This is a genomic window from Polyangiaceae bacterium (assembly GCA_020633205.1).
GTDB lineage: Bacteria > Myxococcota_A > Polyangia > Polyangiales > Polyangiaceae > JAHBVY01.
Genome location: JACKEB010000010.1, coordinates 533,972 through 549,905, shown reverse-complemented (window position 1 = coordinate 549,905; position 15,934 = coordinate 533,972). Strand labels below are relative to the sequence as shown.

The following is a 15,934-nucleotide window of genomic DNA, read 5'->3' as shown; positions in this document are numbered from 1 at the left end:
CCCAACGCTACTCGGCAATACACTCGGCCGGCCAGGGTCTAACGCGTCCACCCCCTCCGTCCCGCGCGCGAGCCGAAGGCGAGTCGCGTCCGGGGCCGGGAGGGGGCGTGCCACGCGGAAACGCGTGGCGCTGGGGGAGGCAGCCTTAGAGCCGAACTGTCTGGCTGAACATCGTGTCGGCGCTGCAGTTCTTCACGTAGTCCCGCAGGTCGTGCTTGCCGGTCTTTTGCCCTGCGGCAAGGGCACGGAGAAAGTACGGCGGTAGAGCCCGCATCTTCACGCTGACCGTGAGCTGGGCGGGAGTGCCGCGCACCGGCAGGTTGTAGCCGAAGGTGCTGCTCTGCCCCGGCGGGATCGGCTTGACCGGCTTCTTGTCGAAGGGGCGCACGCGGCTCACGGCGCCGCTCGTGGTGTGCTGAATCACGACCTCGACAGCGCCTTCGGGCTTTGCGAGTACGGCGTCGCCCCGGGCGTCGACTTCGACCTGACCGTTGGCACCAATCTTCGGTGTGATGCGATCCAGCAAGAGCTGCTGGAAGCTGACGAGCTGGGGATCGCTTTGTTGGCAGCCTTGCACGAACTGGCGCACCGGGTTCGTGGGGTCGTCCATGGTGGTGGAGTCACACAGGTCGTCGGTGTTGTTGAAGAGCACGCCGGAGCCTCCAATCAGTTGCCCCGAGGAATCGACGATTCTCACTTCAAGGAACATCTGGCGCACGAAGGCAAAGCCGCTTGGCAGGTTGTGGCCGGTCCCCGTGTTGCTGATGGTCACGTTGAACGACACCGAGGAGCCCAAGTTGCGTGCGCTGGTGACCGCGATGGTGCCCGCGCTCGCGAGTAGGGCGAGGCGTTTGTCGCGGTGGGGGTCGTCGTTCGGGCTGATGTTGATTGGGTAGTCGACGCCAACGAAGGAGTGGTCGCGCACGGCTCGCTTCGGCTGAAAGCCGTCGACTTCGAAGAGCGGCCAGGCATTGCTGGCAGCGCGGTTCGAGCCCGAGAACGGCATGTGGCAGCTCACGCAGGTGTCCGGATTGCCCGCCGCTTGGTAGTCGGTCCACTCATCGAAGAGCTGCTGCAGGACGAGGTCCTGGCCCTTGACGATGCGGCCGTCGCCGGTGGTGTCGTACGCCACCACGTGGCAGTTGCGGCACAGCTGGTCCGGGTTGTCGAACAGCGGGATCTTCTCGCTGGAGTGGAAGGCGTTCCCCACGGCATCGTCCCTTGGACCGAAGAATGTGCTGCCGGGCTTGAGGCCATTCGCCCACTGCGCGAGGCCGCCGCCGCCGGTTACCGGCGTGCCGTTCCACTGGTGACAGGCGGAGCAGGTGACGCCCTCGTTCACGTAGTCCGAGTCTCCCAGGGGAAATCCGCTGAATGGGAGCTCGACCTGGGAGTTCAGGTTCGAGCCTACTGGCCCATGGCAGTTGACGCAGATCTTCTTGGGATCGGGGGAGGGAGCATCCTTGAGGATCAGGGCGGCGACTTGGTTGTTCTGCACGACCATGACCGGACTAGTCATTGCGTGGGCGTGCATCGAGTGACGCCACTGCTTGACGATTTCCTTGTGGCATTGGGCGCAGTCATCTGCGGAGTGCAGGCCGCCCAAGGTCGCGTTCGGCAGCGCGCCGACTGGCAACACCTTGGCCGGCATGTCGCACGCGCCACAGACATGCAGCGGGATCAGCACGACCAAGATCAAGCCGAGTGGCACGTGCGTCGCTCGCCAGAGCTGCAGGCGATCGGTGAACTTGCTTTGCTTTGCGAGCTTCGCGAGCTCCTTGCGGCGCTCGCGGATCAGAGAGGCGACTTCGTCGAATACGCCAAGCTCCTCGGTGGGTAGCGCGTGTCGCAGCGCCTCGAGTTCTGGCTCGTTGACTTCGCGTCCTTCGAGGAGCGCAACCTTGAGATCACGAAAGCCTGTGGAGCGGCCCGCGGAGTGCTTCTCGATCTCCGTCAGGAGCTCTGCGGAGCGGTCCTCCGTCGCGCTCTTGTTGTAGTTGCCTACTTCCTTCGCGGCTTGCGGCGGAACCCGTACATAGGCCAGCCGCCACACGATGCCGCTGACGACGACGAACGCCATCACGCCGAAAAGTGTCTTGCCCGTCGAGGAGTTGAAGCTGAAGACGCCGTTACCGGCGTGGGCCCAGGCGACCAGCAGCGCGAGCAAGCCGAGCCAAACGTGGGCCGACATCCAGGCCATCATGCTGCCGCGGCCGAAGACCTTGCTCTCTTGGAGTGAGCGTTTGCGTAAGGAAAAGAAGAATGTGGAGAAGAAGAGCGCGGTGGCGAGCAAGCCGAGCAGCACGCCGAGGAAGGTGTACCCACGGACGACGCCCGCGATGCTCTTGTAAGCCTGAGTGAGGCTGCAGCTGCCGAGCGCAGTGACCAGGAAGAGCACCAGCCACCAGATGTTCGACTCCAAACCTTTCGGCTTGCGAAGGCGCTTAGGCATTGCCTGGGCCGCCTTCCTTGAGCAAGTCGGCGAACGCGACGGCCGGGTCCACGCGGCACGCTGCGCCCACCGGGCAGGCCTTCACGCAGGCGTAGTCGGAGTAGCCGGAGCACAGGTCACACTTGACGGCGATGCGCTGGGTCCTGACCTCGACCTCCTGTTTCGCGCGGCGCTCGCGCTCTCCCCCCGCGATGAAATCCATGAGGCGCGGCCAGAGGCCTTGCTTCTCTTTCTGGACGGCGTGCATGCTGATATTTCCGTACGGACATCTGGAGGCGCAAGCCCCGCAGCCGATGCAGTTGTCTTCGATGATGCGGATCTCCCCGCTCGGCAGACGCACGATGCCGTTGACGCTGCACATCAGGCACGCTGGGTCGTCGCAGTGGCGACACGCCGTGGGGAAGAGGTACTGATCGATTTGCAGGCCGCGCAGCTGCAAGCGGCTATAACCGTGGCGGCGCCCGCAAGCGTCGATACAGTTCTGGCAGTTCGTGCACAGGGTTTGATCGACCACGAGCACTTCGCGGCCCTTCGCCAAGCCCTCTTCGACCAAGACGTGCAGGCTTGGTCCGCCTTGGCCATGCGCCGCGACGCCGCCCCAGCCAATGTTCGGCGAGCGAGCCAAGCGGTCCGTGTCGAAGCTCCCGCGCATCAACGCGCTGCGAGCGTCCGGGTACTCAGCCAGGACCTCCTGCACGACGGCGCCTGGGATGCGGATCACCTCCGCGCGGCTAGCGCCTTCGGTGGAGTAGAGCCGCACGCCAGTGTTCTCCACGAAGTCCAGCAAGCCGAAGACGTCTCCCTCGCGGAAATAGACGAGCAGGCGCTCGCCCTTCTCCGTCGTTTGCTTCGCGCGCAGGAAGCCGCTGCGCACCAGGAAAGCGTCTTTGGGCGGAGTGCCCTGCGCGAACAGTGTCTCCCCGGCGGCAACCAGCTGGAGCTTGGCGTTCGCGAACAGATCTTCGACCGCGGCTTCGGGCAACACGCCAAGAGCTCCGGGGTTGCTCGCGTAGCTCCAGAGCGCGCGCTTTTGATACAGATGTTCGAGGGTCTGCTTGAAAGTCGGTGCGTGGCGAGTCAACCGGATCACGCTCACCTTCGGCACTTCGACCACGATCGAGCGCTCCAGCGCGTGAACGGTGTAAGGCTCTGGTGCATCTGCGAGCACGCCCATTTCCCCAAAGAAAGAACCGGGGGAGAGCACCAAGATGCGGATGTGTTCGCCGCGCAAGCCGCGGTTGCTTTGCTCGAGGGAGCCCTCGAGCACCACGAACAGGCGCTCGTGGAAGCTCCCTTCCCAGCACAGTACCTCACCCGGTTGCAGGAAGCGCAGCGTGCTCTGGAGCACCATCCGTCGCAGATCCGTCGGGCTCGCGCCGTTGAACAATGGCAGCTCGGCGAGCTGCTCCGAGAGTTCGTCGAGGGACCAGCCAGAGGGCATCGCGCCCTGGGCAGTCTGCAGCAAGAGGTCATAGTCGGGGACGTTGTCCTCAACTTTCATCTTGTTGTAGAGCACCATGTTGGCGCGACTTAGATCCGCGGGGCAAGCCGGCACGCACTGACCGCACTGGGTGCAGGCGGTGACGAAGTCGGCCACGCGTGGATCGCTGATCGTCGGCAAGTGGACCGCGGCGTTCAGCTCCGCGATTGTGACGTTGCGCGACTGGGAGATGGGGCAGGCCAGCATGCAGTCATTGCAGCCGATGCACGCCATGGCTTGCGTGAGCGCGAGCTCGGCGACCTCCGCCGAGTAGTCTTCGGCCTGCAATGCGTCGAGGTGGCTCACGGCAACTCCTCGAAGCGCAGCATGGCGCCGCCCACCATCAAAACTTCCTGGTGCGCGATGGGGATGGCTTGCGCGCCGATGGGGATGCCGCCTTTGCTGCTGCCACCGCCCCCAGACGGATCCCGCACGAAGAAGTTGCCTTGGTTGCGCGTGATCTCGAGCGCCACAGAGGGCACGCCGGGGTCGCTGAGAACCAAGCCACACTCGGCGTGAGTCCCCACATACAGGCGTTCCCCAATGCTCACTGCGCGGCCCAGGGCTTGCCCCGCGATCACCGAGAGCTGGGCGCTACCGTCGAGCACACTGCCATGGATTGCGAGCGGCTCCTCGGTGTAGACGGCGAGTACGTCTCCGAGGCGCACCTCGCTGCCTTCGGAGAGCGCGATCTCCTGGCGAGGGTTCAAGCGTTGTCCCGCCACGGTCGTGCCAGCGTGTCCTCCAAGGTCCATGAGGTAGGCGCGGCCGTTCACGTAGCGTAAGCCGATGTGTTGGGGCGCCACGCTTGCATCTGCCACGCGGAAATGACAGCTCGGGTCGCTGCCGATCGTCACCGGGTGGTTGCCGAGCGCCACGCTGAGGCCGAAAGAGTGACCGGACCGGAACTCGAGGCGTGGAGCGCGGGGCGCCTGGCTAGCGCGAGAAACCGGAGCAGCTTGCGCCGGCGCCGCGGTCTGGGGCAACCGAGGACAGTCGAGCACCAGGCGCGTCGAGCCGAGTTCGATGCGATCTCCATTTCCCAGGGTGTGCACCTGGGTGAGCGGCTGACCGTTCACGCGGGTTCCGCTGTGACTCCCTAGATCCCTTAGATAGAGCTTCTCACCGTATTGCACGATCTGCGCGTGCACCACGGAGACTCCAGGGTCGGTGAGCTTCACCTCACAGGTGGAGTCGGTGCCGATGTTCATGGGCTCCTGAGGCACCTGCCAGCGCTGGCCCGCGCCGTTCGGCGTTTCGATGTAGATGCTCGCGCCGAGGCCGCTCGCCTGGCTACCGAACACAGGCATTGCCGATGTTGCCGCGCGGAGACCAATGCTGAGCTGAGCGCCCGCCGGAGCGGGTTCGGCTTGCAGCTGGGTGACTTCCTCCGCGATCCGCTGGGCGACTTCACCCGAAGACGCCAAGGTGCGTTTTTCTTGCTGATCTCCTGCTTCTTGTTTGGGGGGGGAGAGGGAAGTCGCTGCGATAGTCATCGTCGCGCGATAGCCTGGCGAGGCTCCTGGTGGCGGTAGGGTTCCCCCGGTCTGCTTCTGAACCAACTTGTTCTGCTCGATGAAGCCCTTCACGTCGAAGCCCGGGTCGAGCAGCTTGGCCTTTACTTCACTGACGTCGATGCCGAGGTCGACGAGGCGCTTGTAGGCGCGCCCCGCTTGCCTTACCCGGGCGCTTCGCTCACCCACCATCAACGCCCCGGCGAGCTTGCCCTGCTTGAGCACCAATCGACGATAGGAGATACTTCCGGTGCCACGCGGAAAATCGATGAGGTCTTCACCGCCAGCTTGGTCTTGCACGCTGCCTACCGCAGCGAAATCCAGGTCGAACAGGCGGGTCGCGAAATAGTGCTCGCCGACTTGATATCTCTCCTCCACGCCGCACATATTGAGCCCTGCGATGCGACCTTGAGCGCGCGCCGGCTCCCAGAGCGCCAGCGCCTGGCCGTTGAACATGGAGCAATCTCCCGCGGCGTAGACGTTCGGAACGTTCGTCTGCATGCGTTCGTTGACCAGGATCGCGCCGCGTTCATGTAGCTTCACGCCGCTGTCCTTCAGGAACTCCGAGTTGGGGATCACGCCGATTGCAGCTGCCACCATCTGCACCTCAAGGATGCGGCCTTGTTTCGTCGTGACGCGAGCTAGGTGCCCGTCAGGCCCCGCATGGGCTTGCTCCACCGCGTCTCCGAGGTGCACCTCTACACCCGCGCGACGCAGGCGTGCGGCGAGCAGATCGGACGCGACCGGGTCCAGCGATCGCGGCAGCAGCCGGGGCGCGAACTCGAGCAAGGTGACCTTCACGCCGTGCTCGAGCATGCCGTGCGCCCACTCCAGGCCAAGGGCACCGCCGCCGAGCACCACCGCGTGCTTCACCCGTCCAGCGCGGATCGAGTCGAGCACGCTGCGCACGTCTTGAACGGTGCGCATCGTCATCACCCCCGGCAGTTGGGAGCCGGGGAAATCTGGGTGGCGCGCCCGTGCGCCAGAAGCCAAGAGCAGCTGGTCGTAGGCCTCGCTGTTCCCGTTGCTCAGCTGAACTCGCCGGTTCCCCGTGTCGACTCCCACGACCCGAGTGAAGATGCGATGGATGTGTGCGGCCTCGTAGTAGTCGGGCGGTACTGCCCAGATCTGATCCTCGCGTAGCTCCCCGAGCAGGAAGTTCGTTAGTGCCGCGCGGAAATAAGCGGGGTTGGGGTCGTCGGTCAAGATGCCGATGGACGCGGCGCTGTCTTCAGCTCGAATCGCCTCCGCGGCAGTAATGCCAGCCCCTCCGTCACCGATGATCAGATAGCGAGTTCGCGCCACGATCCAGAAACCTTAACAAGAGCCCGGCAGCCACTGGTCTTCGAAGTGCTCCCGACCGATATCAGCGCCTGATATCGCCGCCGTGGGCTACGTCGCAGCGAGTGATCTCATGTGGGTATTGAAACACTTCCATCGCGACTGGCGTTCGAAGCGGCGCAGTTGCCTTTCGCTTCTCTGCTTTGCTGCTGTCTTCCGCTTCACGTTCGGGTTGGGTCCTTAGACCCAGAGTTCATCTCATGACGAAAGAGCACCTGTTGGCGATAGGTGCGCTCGTGTAGCATTCGTCGGTGGCCTCTCCAGCTGCTTTGGCGACCGGTGCGATCTTCGAAGACTATCGAGTACTCGGGATGCTCGCGACGGGGCATATGGGCTCCATCTACAACGTGGAGGAGGTCGAGTCGGGGCGCGGTCGCGCCCTCAAGCTGATTCACCCCCACGTCGTTGCGTCTGGGTTTGATGCGGTCGCGTTCGATCGCGTGCTTCGCTCAGGTCGCGAACTGGATCGAGAGCACTACGTGGAGGTGCTGCGCACAGGGCTCCGCATGGCGGACTCGACGCCGTGGTTCGTGATGCAGCTGTTACGCGGGGAAAACGGCAGCGCCCGTGTGCGAAGCAAGGGCCCGCTTGGGGCGCAGCTCGCGATCGAAATGTTCGATCAGAGTTGCCGTGCGCTGCAGAAGGCTCACCAGAAAGGTGAGGCACACGGTGATCTGAAGCCGGAGAATTTCTTCTTCGCATCGGCTCGACGCGTGGGCGAGGCCTTCTCCATCAACTTGCTCGACTACGGCGTCGCGCGCTTCGTCGATACTGGAGAAAAGCTCTGGAAGGCGCCCGAACAGTCGGCAGGGGCGGTCCAGGATCCGCGCATCGACGTCTGGGCGCTGGGCTTGGTCGGCTTCTTCATGCTCACTGGGCGCTCCTTTTGGGACGCACCCGACGCGACGGATCCAACCCATGGCGCTGCGGTGATCCCGCCTGCCGGGCACGCCGCGCAAACGCTGCATGTGACGCTTCCGTACCCACAAGCGTTCGACACCTGGTTCTCGAAGTGTGTGCATGTGGATCCCCAGGCGCGCTTTGAGAACGCGGCTGCGGTTCTGAAGGGATTCCGCAAGGTGCTCTCGGGAGTCCCCTTGGACGCCAGCGCGAAGCGCGTGCACTCGATCCTTGGTGTTCAGAGCCAAGCGCAAACGGTGCCTGAGCCGGAGCGCGCCGCCCCTGGGCGTCCAAGCTTTCCGGGGCCCATCCCGGGCGCGGGGGTCGCGGTCTCTGGGCATCAGAATTTGCACACGGGAAGTGTTCCCGTCGTCCCGCGCGCTGCAGCGGAGCAGCGGGACTCCAGCGGCTTCGCTCGCGTTGCCGTGCCGAGCGTTGCTGTGCCGAGCGTCGCCGGTCCGGCCACCCGTGCTGACAGCCAGGCCGTGCCAACCCAGCTGCCCCCAACGCAAATTCCGGCCACGGAAATCCCGGAGACTCAGGCTGCGGCGACACAGAACGTCGTCAGTCAAAGGCCCAAGGGCACCCAGGCGATGGGCGTCTTCGATCCCGCGCTGGCGCAAACTGAGCTCGGCGCCCCGAGCCCTGTGCTGAACCGGCCGAGTACCCCCGAGGCGAGCCCCGCGCGTCCCGCGCCCCAGGGCACATCCCTGATCCCCGCGGTAACCGAACCGGATCCCCCCAGGGCTTCCTCGCCGAGCGCTGCGGAGCTCGCAGCTACGGTCGCGGCACGGCCCTCGTTCGCAAGCGCTTCGGACCTTCAGCCATCGTCCTCCGTCTCCGGCGCACATCCAGCCGCTGCGCCGCCTTCGAGCTCGTCCCCAGGCGTGGTGGCCGCGACGGGGCCAGGTGGGTCGACAGAAAAAAGCGGCTCGATGGCCAAGGGTGCGCTTGGCGGATGCGCCATCGGAGCGCTCGGCATTGCGGTGGGTGGTGGCCTCGTACTCGTGGTGCTCGTCGTCGCTGTGGTGCTGATTGCGACCAGCGGCAGCGGATCCAGCACGAACGCCGCTGCGCCAGCCACCGGCGGTGCCTTGCGCACACCAGTAGTCGGAGATCAGGCGCAAATCCGTGAGGAGATGGAGATCGATCTCAAGGCGAACGGGAACCCAGTCAAGGTACGCGGTTCGTCCCAGCGGCGCGTCCAGGTGCTCGCCGTGAATGGGAACGCTCCGACTCGCATGCAGGTCGAGTACGTGATTCAACGTAGCGAGACCAACGGCAAGGCGGAAACGAGTCCGGCGCAAGGGCAGACCTTCATCGTCGACCTGAGCCGTGGGGAAAAGGCGATCACGACGGCCGCGGGGCAGGCTCCTACCGCGGCTCAGCTCAAAGACGTGAGTGATGACGACCTGGGGATTGGACCGGTGTCCTTCTTGCCAGAGTCTGAGTTCAAGGTGGGTCAGTCGGTGCCGCTGCCGCCTAGCCTGGTGCCTTCTGGCACCACCCTCGACACCGGCACCCTGACGTACACCGGAACCCAGAACCAAGGCGGGTCGAAGGTTGCTACCTTCGACATGAGCCTCGACATCCGAGACGACCGCGGACCGGTGAAGATCGCGGCCAAGCTGAGCGGGAGTCTCGAACTCGACGTGGCGACTTCTCGGCTGTTGCTGATCACGATGAAGGGACCAATGACCGCCTCTGGAACTGGAACCGGAAGTGGCTTCATGAACTACAGCGCGCGCTACTCATATACCGACCGCTAGCGGCGGGGACTAGGCGCGAACGCCGAGCATCTCCTGGAGGAAACACTCGGCGTACGCTCAGGCGGCGTCAGTATTGCCGCTCGGTCAGGTCCAGTTCGGGCTCACTCGTCGTCACCGCGGAGCTTCGCGATCACCGACAAATCTTCCAGCGTGGACATGTCGCCCTGGGTCTCTCGACCCGCGGCTACGTCCTTGAGCAGGCGACGCATGATCTTGCCGCTGCGCGTCTTCGGCAGTGCGTCAGCAAAGCGCACCTCCGCCGGGCGCGCGAACTTACCGATTTCTTCGCCGACGTGGGCTTTCAGCTGGGTGCCAAGCTCGGGGCTCGGCGTGTAGCCGGGCTTGAGCGTGACGAAGACCACGAGCGCTTGTCCCGTTAGGTCGTCGGGACGTGCCACGGCGGCTGCTTCGGCGACGGACGGGTGACTCACCAGGGCGCTCTCTATCTCCGCCGTCCCGATGCGGTGCCCGCTGACGTTGAGCACGTCGTCGATGCGACCGATCACCGTGAAGTAGTTGTCCTTATCGCGGTTCGCGCCGTCACCGGTGAAGTAGCACCCTTGGATGTCACTCCAGTATTGCTTCACGTAGCGCTCATCGTCTCCCCAAACCGTGCGCAGCATGCTGGGCCAGGGGCGGCGCACGACGAGCAAGCCAGAGCTGCCGGCGGGCACGTCTTCGTTCTCTCGCGTCACTACCGCGGGCTCCACACCGAAGAACGGCAAGCCGCAAGAGCCTGGCTGCGCCGCTGCCGCGCCGGGGAGCGTCGTCATCATGATGCCGCCGGTCTCCGTCTGCCACCAGGTGTCGATGATCGGGCAGCGCTCCTTGCCCACTTCCTTGTGGTACCAGATCCAAGCTTCTGGGTTGATCGGCTCACCCACGGTGCCGAGCAGGCGCAAGCTATCGAGCTTCGCCTTGCGCACCCAGTCGTCGCCGGCCTTGATGAACGCGCGAATGGCCGTTGGAGCGGTGTAGAGGATGGTCACCTGGTGCTTGTCGATCAGCTGCCAGAAGCGGCCCCAATCGGGCTGATTCGGCGCGCCTTCGTACATCACGCAGGTCGCGCCGTTCGAGAGCGGGCCGTAGACGATGTAGCTGTGTCCGGTGATCCAACCAACGTCCGCAGTACACCAGTACACGTCGTCCTCTTGTAGGTCGAACGCGTACTTGGTCGTGACGTGGGTGCCCGCCAGGTAGCCTGCGGTGGTGTGCAATACGCCCTTTGGTTTCCCGGTGGAACCAGACGTGTAGAGGATGAACAGCGGGTGCTCCGCCTCTACCTCGGTGGCCTCCGCGGCACTCGCTGGGTTCGCTGCCTTGACCGCCTCGTACCAGTCGACGTCGCGACCTTCGAGCATCTCGATCTCGCAGCGCTCCGGCAGGCGCCGATACACCACGACGTGTTCGACGGAAGGCGTCTGATGCACGGCGTGATCCACTGTCTCTTTGAGGGGCACCACGCTGCCACGCCGTAAAGCGCCGTCCTGGGTCAGCACCACCTTGGCGCCGCAGTCGTTGATGCGATCCCGAAGAGCGTCCGCTGCGAAGCCACCGAATACCACGCTGTGGGGGGCGCCGATGCGCGCGCAGGCGAGCATGCCCACCACCACCTCCGGGACCATGCCCATGTAGATCGCGACGCGGTCGCCTTTCTGTACGCCGAGCTTCTTCAACGCGGCCGCGAAAGCCACGACCTGTGCGTGGAGCTCCGCGTAGCTGATAGTCTGGGTCTCGCCAGGCTCGCTCTCCCAGATCAGCGCCGCCTTGTCTTTCCGTGGGGTATCAAGGTGGCGATCGAGGCAGGTCTCGGTGATGTTCAAGGTTCCGTCGGAGAACCATTTCACGAACGGCGCATCCCACTCGACGAGCTTCGTCCAAGGCTTCTTGAACACCAGCTCCGAGGTCTCGCGGCGCCAGAACTTTTCGGGCTCGTCGAGGCTCTCGCGATACAGACGTTGGTAGTCTTCGAGGGACCCCACCCGCGCTTGCTTCTTGAATGCTTCCGGCGGCTCGAAGCGCCGGCTCTCTCCGGAGAACTTACCAATCGCGTCACTCATGGGGCTGGATGGTACCCGAGTTTCCCCCTGGTTTCGTACCCGCGTTGCCCCACTCGCGGCTTGTTGCATTCTCGGACAAGCGGCTGCTTTCCAGGCGTTTCAGCTTCGAACATCCGAGCACACGCGTCGACGCACAGCGTCACCCGGGGTGCTTCGCGTTCAAGTGCTGCGGATTTGGGGGTGAGGGAGGGACGTTTCGCGCGCTGTTTTGCGGCGCGTGAGCGGCGGACCTCCCCCAAGAAAAACGCGAGGCGACGTGGGGATTGAGTAACCGCGCCCCGCTAAATTCTATGGGGAAATGCGACCGTGGGTTGTGACGTGGGGTCTCAGTTCGGTTCCCAGGCGCTCCAACCCACCCGAATGCCGATGCCACCGGTGACGAGGCCGTTCTGTTCGTAGACGCGCTGACCATTGATGGTCTCGTCGTTGATACCCGAGGTGCCGTTGAAATAGCCGAGGGCTGCGAGCCCGAAGAGCCAGTGGCCGGCGTTGTACTGAGCGCCGAGTTCAATCATGAAGTAGGAGTCGAAGCCCGCTGCGCTCCCACCCTGGAAGTCGCCCGTCGATTTGAGCTCGAGCGCTTGGCGCACCACGCCGAAGCCAAGCGCACCGGAGAAGCGCAGCTTTTGCCCGCTGCTGAAGAGCCGCAGGTTGGTTCCCAAGCGGAAAGAGTTGAGGGAGTACTCACGCTTGCTACTGGGCTGATCCGAGCAGTCAGAGACGTCCTTCACGCACGTCTCGACGTTGTGACGTGCGCCTTCGATCAAGGCCTCGATGCCAATCGGGCTCCACACGCGGTAGCCGCCATGGACCCCGAACGAACCGCCACCGGCGTTGTCCGTGTTGCTGTCGAAGAGCGATGGGTTGGCGCTCAAGCCCAAGGCGTTCAAGCTCACGAGGCCATACCAGCCGCGTTGCTCCGGGGGAGGCGGCTTGGTGGGAGGCGCTTCCGGTGCACGATCGACGATCACCGGAGGCTTGCCGTCGCCCTTGCCTACGTCGGCGTCGATGCGCACCGTGCGGCCGACCTCGATATCCACCCATTTGGCGAACAGCTCGTTCTCGCCCTTGTAGACCTGTACCAGGCGCTTCCCTGGCTCTACCGGACCGCTGTAGCGCTCGTAGGCCATCGCCTGGCCATCGATGGCGATCGCCGCAGCTGGGTCGCTCGCGTGGATTTCCACAAAGCCTTTTACTGCGCGCAACTCGAAGTTGAATGGCTTCGCCGCGTCTCCACTGGCAATGCGCACGGTTTGGTCGATTGGTGCATAGCCAGGCGCTTCCGCGCGGATGCGATGCTCGCCGACGTTGAGGCGAATCGGTTCCGCGAGTTGCTCTGCGCTCAAGATGCGCCCATCCACACTGACCTTGGCGCTCGCGGGAACAACGCTGATGGAGACCCGCCCCACGAGTCCTTCGAGCTCCTCCATGGTCTGCCGGACGGCGGTCTTTTCGCCGTCGTTGAGCTCAGCGCTGTGGAGCTTCAGCAGATCAGCCAGGGTCTCTGCCGCCTCGGCGTAGCGGAACAGCTGCTTCTGGCAGAGGGCGATGTTCTGCAGCGTCGAGCCCGCGGGCTTCAGCTTGTAGGAGGCCTGAAACTCAGCGAGCGCCCCCACGAAGTTGCCGTCCTGGAACAGCTTGATGCCCTTGCGGAAGTGCACGCGCGAAGACTCGCGATCGCTGTCCGAGACGCTTTTGTCTTTAGGGGCAGCGAGAGCCACGCTGGGTGCCGCACAAGCAGCCAGCAAACCGAGGAGGACGAGCTTCCGACGCATCACCTGAGCAGTCCGCTTCGTACCATGCGTTCAGCTTCGGTAATACCTCAGGATTCAGGGCCCCCCGAAGCAGCAGCTGGAACGGCCCGAGTCAGGGCTCTTCGGGATTGAGTGTCAGCCCAGTCGCGACGCCGGACGTGCCCTTTGGCGGGACGGTTGGCGGCTTGGTCCCCTGGATGTTGGTGGGGCGGGGCTTGCCAACTTTCGGCGTTGGTTTCTCAGCCACGGGCTTCTCAGGGGCGTCGGTCGCGGGTTCTGCACTCGCCGATGGCGCCGCAGAAGCGGAGGATTCGGGCTCCGGGGTGACCTCAGGCGCAGTGCTGCTCTCAGGCGCAGTGATGGGAGCTTCGGATGCGGCAGCCACCGGTAACGTGGAGCCGGGCGCCGGTTGCGCGGGCTCGGCGTCCGCCTCGGGGCGACTGCGGGCCATCAGCAAGACCGTGATGGCGAAGGCACCCAGGGCAGCCACCAACGCGGCAACCCAGGTGCGACGGGTGGCGCGATCCTGGCGTGGGGTCGGCACCGCAGTGCCGCCAGCAGTCACCACTGCGGTCTGCCCCGGCGCTACCTCAGGCCGAGAGCTCCTGAGCACCACGGGCCCGCTGCGCACCAAGTCGGGGCAGGCATCGATTAGAGCGTCGAGGAACTCTCGCGCGTCTTGAAAGCGATCGGCGCGCTCGCGAGCGAGCGCTTTAGCGATCACCTTGGCGAACGCTTCGCTGACGTCGGGAGCCTTGCCTCGCACATCCGGTGCGTCTTGTGTGCACGCCTTGACCAGAATGGCTTCGTAGCTCCCGCCGCTGTGAGGCGCGTCGCCGGTGAGCGCCTCGTAGCAGATGGCTCCAAGGCTGTAGAGATCGGCTCGCCCATCGATGTCGGGGAAAGCCTGGGCCTGCTCGGGAGCCATGTAGTACGCGGTTCCAAGTACCGTGCCCCGACGGGTGAGCGTGTTGTTCGTCGCTCGGGTTTGGGTGACCTTGGAGATCCCGAAGTCGACCACCTTCACGAACAATGGGTCGTCGTCTCGAGAGTCGAGAAAGAGGTTATCGGGTTTGAGATCGCGATGAACGATGCCGGCTTCGTGGGCGCGCACGAGCGCTCGGAGCGTCTGCATCGTGATGTGGATGACGTCGCTCTCCGGCAGCTTGCCCACGCGCTTCATGCGCTGCCGCAGGTCCTCACCGCGCAAGAGCTCCATCACCAAGTAGGGGCGATCGTCCTCCGTGGTGCCGGAGTCGAAGATCTGGACGATGTGCCCGCTCTCGACGGCGCTGGCGGCCTCTGCCTCGCGTTGAAAACGCACCACCGCGTCGCGATCGGCGGCGCCATCGCTCACCTCGAGGAACTTGAGTGCGACGCGCTTGCCGATGGCGACGTTGGTCGCCTCGTACACCGCTCCCATACCGCCGCGTCCGATGCAGCGTTCGATCCGATATTTTCGGTCGATCAGGCTCCCGACCAGCGAGTCAGGCGGTGTGTCGTTCGCGTTCATTCGGCGCGTCTCGGTCTGAGCTCGGTGGGTCCACAGCGTAGCACGCTCCGCGAACTTCCAACGAAATGGCTTACGGATTGCTGGGTTCGTGGATCGAGCGACACTGACAGGCTTCTCCAGCGCAGGAAGGGGGCTTGCCATGAACCTCCGTGCGTCGCCGGGAGCGGGGCCTCAGTACGCGCAGTGCGAGCGCGCAGGAGAAAGCCATAGAGCCCGAAGGTGCCATCGGGGAGCGGCGGACGCGGTGAGGGTGAGTGCCCGGAGGGCAGACAGCTGTTCAAAGTAAGCTTCGAAGTTGGACGGGATAGCTTTCGCTGTCCCAGCTCGCGTTCTTACCGCTGTGACTGGAATGCCCGGACCATCCAGCCAGCGTTGCCTGTTTTTGGGGGGAGGGCACGCTGCTTGGCGGCTGCGTGCCCTAAACACCGCTCCTGTCGCCCTGTCGCCCTGTCGCCCTGTCGCCCTGTCGCCCTGTCACCCCTGTCGCTCGGGATTTGCCGCGCGGATACAGTCGGCTTTTCCGAAAGGATAAGCGAGCTGGCAGAAACGCAAAAAGCCGACCCCATCACAGGGCCGGCGATTTCGCTTGGTCGCGAACTAGAGCGCGACTCTCAGCCGAGCTTCGCGAGGTGCGCCTGGAGGCGGCTCGTAGTGCGCGAAGCGTTCTTCAGGTGAATGATACCCTTGCTCGCGGCCCGCGCGAGGAAGCTGCTCGCAGCCAGAACCAACGGCTTCGCCTCGGCAGCCTGTCCGGCCTCGAGCGCGCTGCGCGCCTTCTTGACCGAAGTGCGAAGTGCGCTGCGAAGCGCCTTGTTGCGCTCGGTGCGCTTGATGGTCTGACGGTTGCGCTTTGCGGCTGATGCGTGATTTGCCATCTAGAATCTCACTCTGACTTGGCCGGCTTCGCATCCGGCGCTTTGGGGTCGTAACCCTCGGGATGAACGGCGAACGCGGGCGTGCCTGACTTTGCACGCGCCTTGGCGGTTTTGGTGCCCGCCTTGCGAGCCCGAATGGAGCGCCGACGCTCGGTCTGCTGAGTCGCTGAAACCATGACTTTTTCCTAACTAGCGCCGCCCAAAACCTCGGGCCGGGCGCGAAGGGGCCGGGAATATGGGCGAAGACCCGGGGCTTGTCAACGCGTCGCTTGCGAT

Annotated in this window: 9 protein-coding genes; 1 reads left to right on the top strand and 8 read right to left on the bottom strand. The window is 64.5% G+C overall.

Annotation, left to right across the window (positions count from 1 at the left end):
* Positions 1–145: 145 nt before the first annotated feature.
* From H6718_02235 to H6718_02225, 3 genes are read right to left on the bottom strand one after another with little or no spacing between them, the layout of a single operon-like run.
* Positions 146–2,452 carry a hypothetical protein gene (locus tag H6718_02235; GenBank protein MCB9584182.1) on the bottom strand — a complete coding sequence of 769 codons (2,307 nt, stop codon included), beginning with the start codon at positions 2,450–2,452 and terminating at the stop codon, positions 146–148.
* Positions 2,445–4,238 carry a cyclic nucleotide-binding domain-containing protein gene (locus tag H6718_02230; GenBank protein MCB9584181.1) on the bottom strand — a complete coding sequence of 598 codons (1,794 nt, stop codon included), beginning with the start codon at positions 4,236–4,238 and terminating at the stop codon, positions 2,445–2,447. Before H6718_02230 ends, H6718_02235 begins: the two co-directional genes overlap by 8 nt.
* On the bottom strand, positions 4,235–6,751 hold the full coding sequence (locus H6718_02225; protein ID MCB9584180.1) for an FAD-dependent oxidoreductase: 2,517 nt from the start codon (positions 6,749–6,751) through the stop codon (positions 4,235–4,237). The genes H6718_02230 and H6718_02225 overlap by 4 nt, the downstream gene beginning before the upstream one ends.
* Before the next feature lie 287 nt (positions 6,752–7,038).
* Between H6718_02225 and H6718_02220 the strand changes: the two genes are divergently transcribed.
* Positions 7,039–9,456 (top strand): hypothetical protein, encoded by a 2,418-nt coding sequence (locus H6718_02220; protein MCB9584179.1) that lies wholly within the window; start codon positions 7,039–7,041, stop codon positions 9,454–9,456.
* A gap of 101 nt (positions 9,457–9,557) precedes the next feature.
* On the opposite strand, the gene acs is transcribed toward H6718_02220, so the two are convergent.
* From acs to H6718_02195, 5 genes are all read right to left on the bottom strand, one after another.
* A complete protein-coding gene (gene acs, locus H6718_02215) occupies positions 9,558–11,516 on the bottom strand; it encodes an acetate--CoA ligase (GenBank protein MCB9584178.1) in 1,959 nt (652 codons plus the stop codon).
* Between the two features lie 326 nt (positions 11,517–11,842).
* Positions 11,843–13,291 (bottom strand): hypothetical protein, encoded by a 1,449-nt coding sequence (locus H6718_02210; protein MCB9584177.1) that lies wholly within the window; start codon positions 13,289–13,291, stop codon positions 11,843–11,845.
* A 91-nt stretch (positions 13,292–13,382) separates the two neighbouring features.
* Complete coding sequence (locus H6718_02205) at positions 13,383–14,783, bottom strand: serine/threonine protein kinase (protein ID MCB9584176.1); 1,401 nt, start codon at positions 14,781–14,783, stop codon at positions 13,383–13,385.
* A gap of 611 nt (positions 14,784–15,394) precedes the next feature.
* Complete coding sequence (gene rpsT, locus H6718_02200) at positions 15,395–15,658, bottom strand: 30S ribosomal protein S20 (GenBank protein MCB9584175.1); 264 nt, start codon at positions 15,656–15,658, stop codon at positions 15,395–15,397.
* 8 nt (positions 15,659–15,666) lie between these two features.
* Positions 15,667–15,834 (bottom strand): hypothetical protein, encoded by a 168-nt coding sequence (locus H6718_02195; GenBank protein MCB9584174.1) that lies wholly within the window; start codon positions 15,832–15,834, stop codon positions 15,667–15,669.
* Positions 15,835–15,934 lie beyond the last annotated feature (100 nt).

Bases quoted from the DNA above. Each gene is read 5' to 3' on its own strand.
- H6718_02235 (MCB9584182.1), bottom strand. From the start codon at position 2,452: ATGCCTAAGCGCCTTCGCAAGCCGAAAGGTTTGGAGTCGAACATCTGG.
- acs (MCB9584178.1), bottom strand. From the start codon at position 11,516: ATGAGTGACGCGATTGGTAAGTTCTCCGGAGAGAGCCGGCGCTTCGAG.
- H6718_02210 (MCB9584177.1), bottom strand. From the start codon at position 13,291: ATGCGTCGGAAGCTCGTCCTCCTCGGTTTGCTGGCTGCTTGTGCGGCA.
- H6718_02205 (MCB9584176.1), bottom strand. From the start codon at position 14,783: ATGAACGCGAACGACACACCGCCTGACTCGCTGGTCGGGAGCCTGATC.
- H6718_02195 (MCB9584174.1), bottom strand. From the start codon at position 15,834: ATGGTTTCAGCGACTCAGCAGACCGAGCGTCGGCGCTCCATTCGGGCT.
- rpsT (MCB9584175.1), bottom strand. From the start codon at position 15,658: ATGGCAAATCACGCATCAGCCGCAAAGCGCAACCGTCAGACCATCAAG.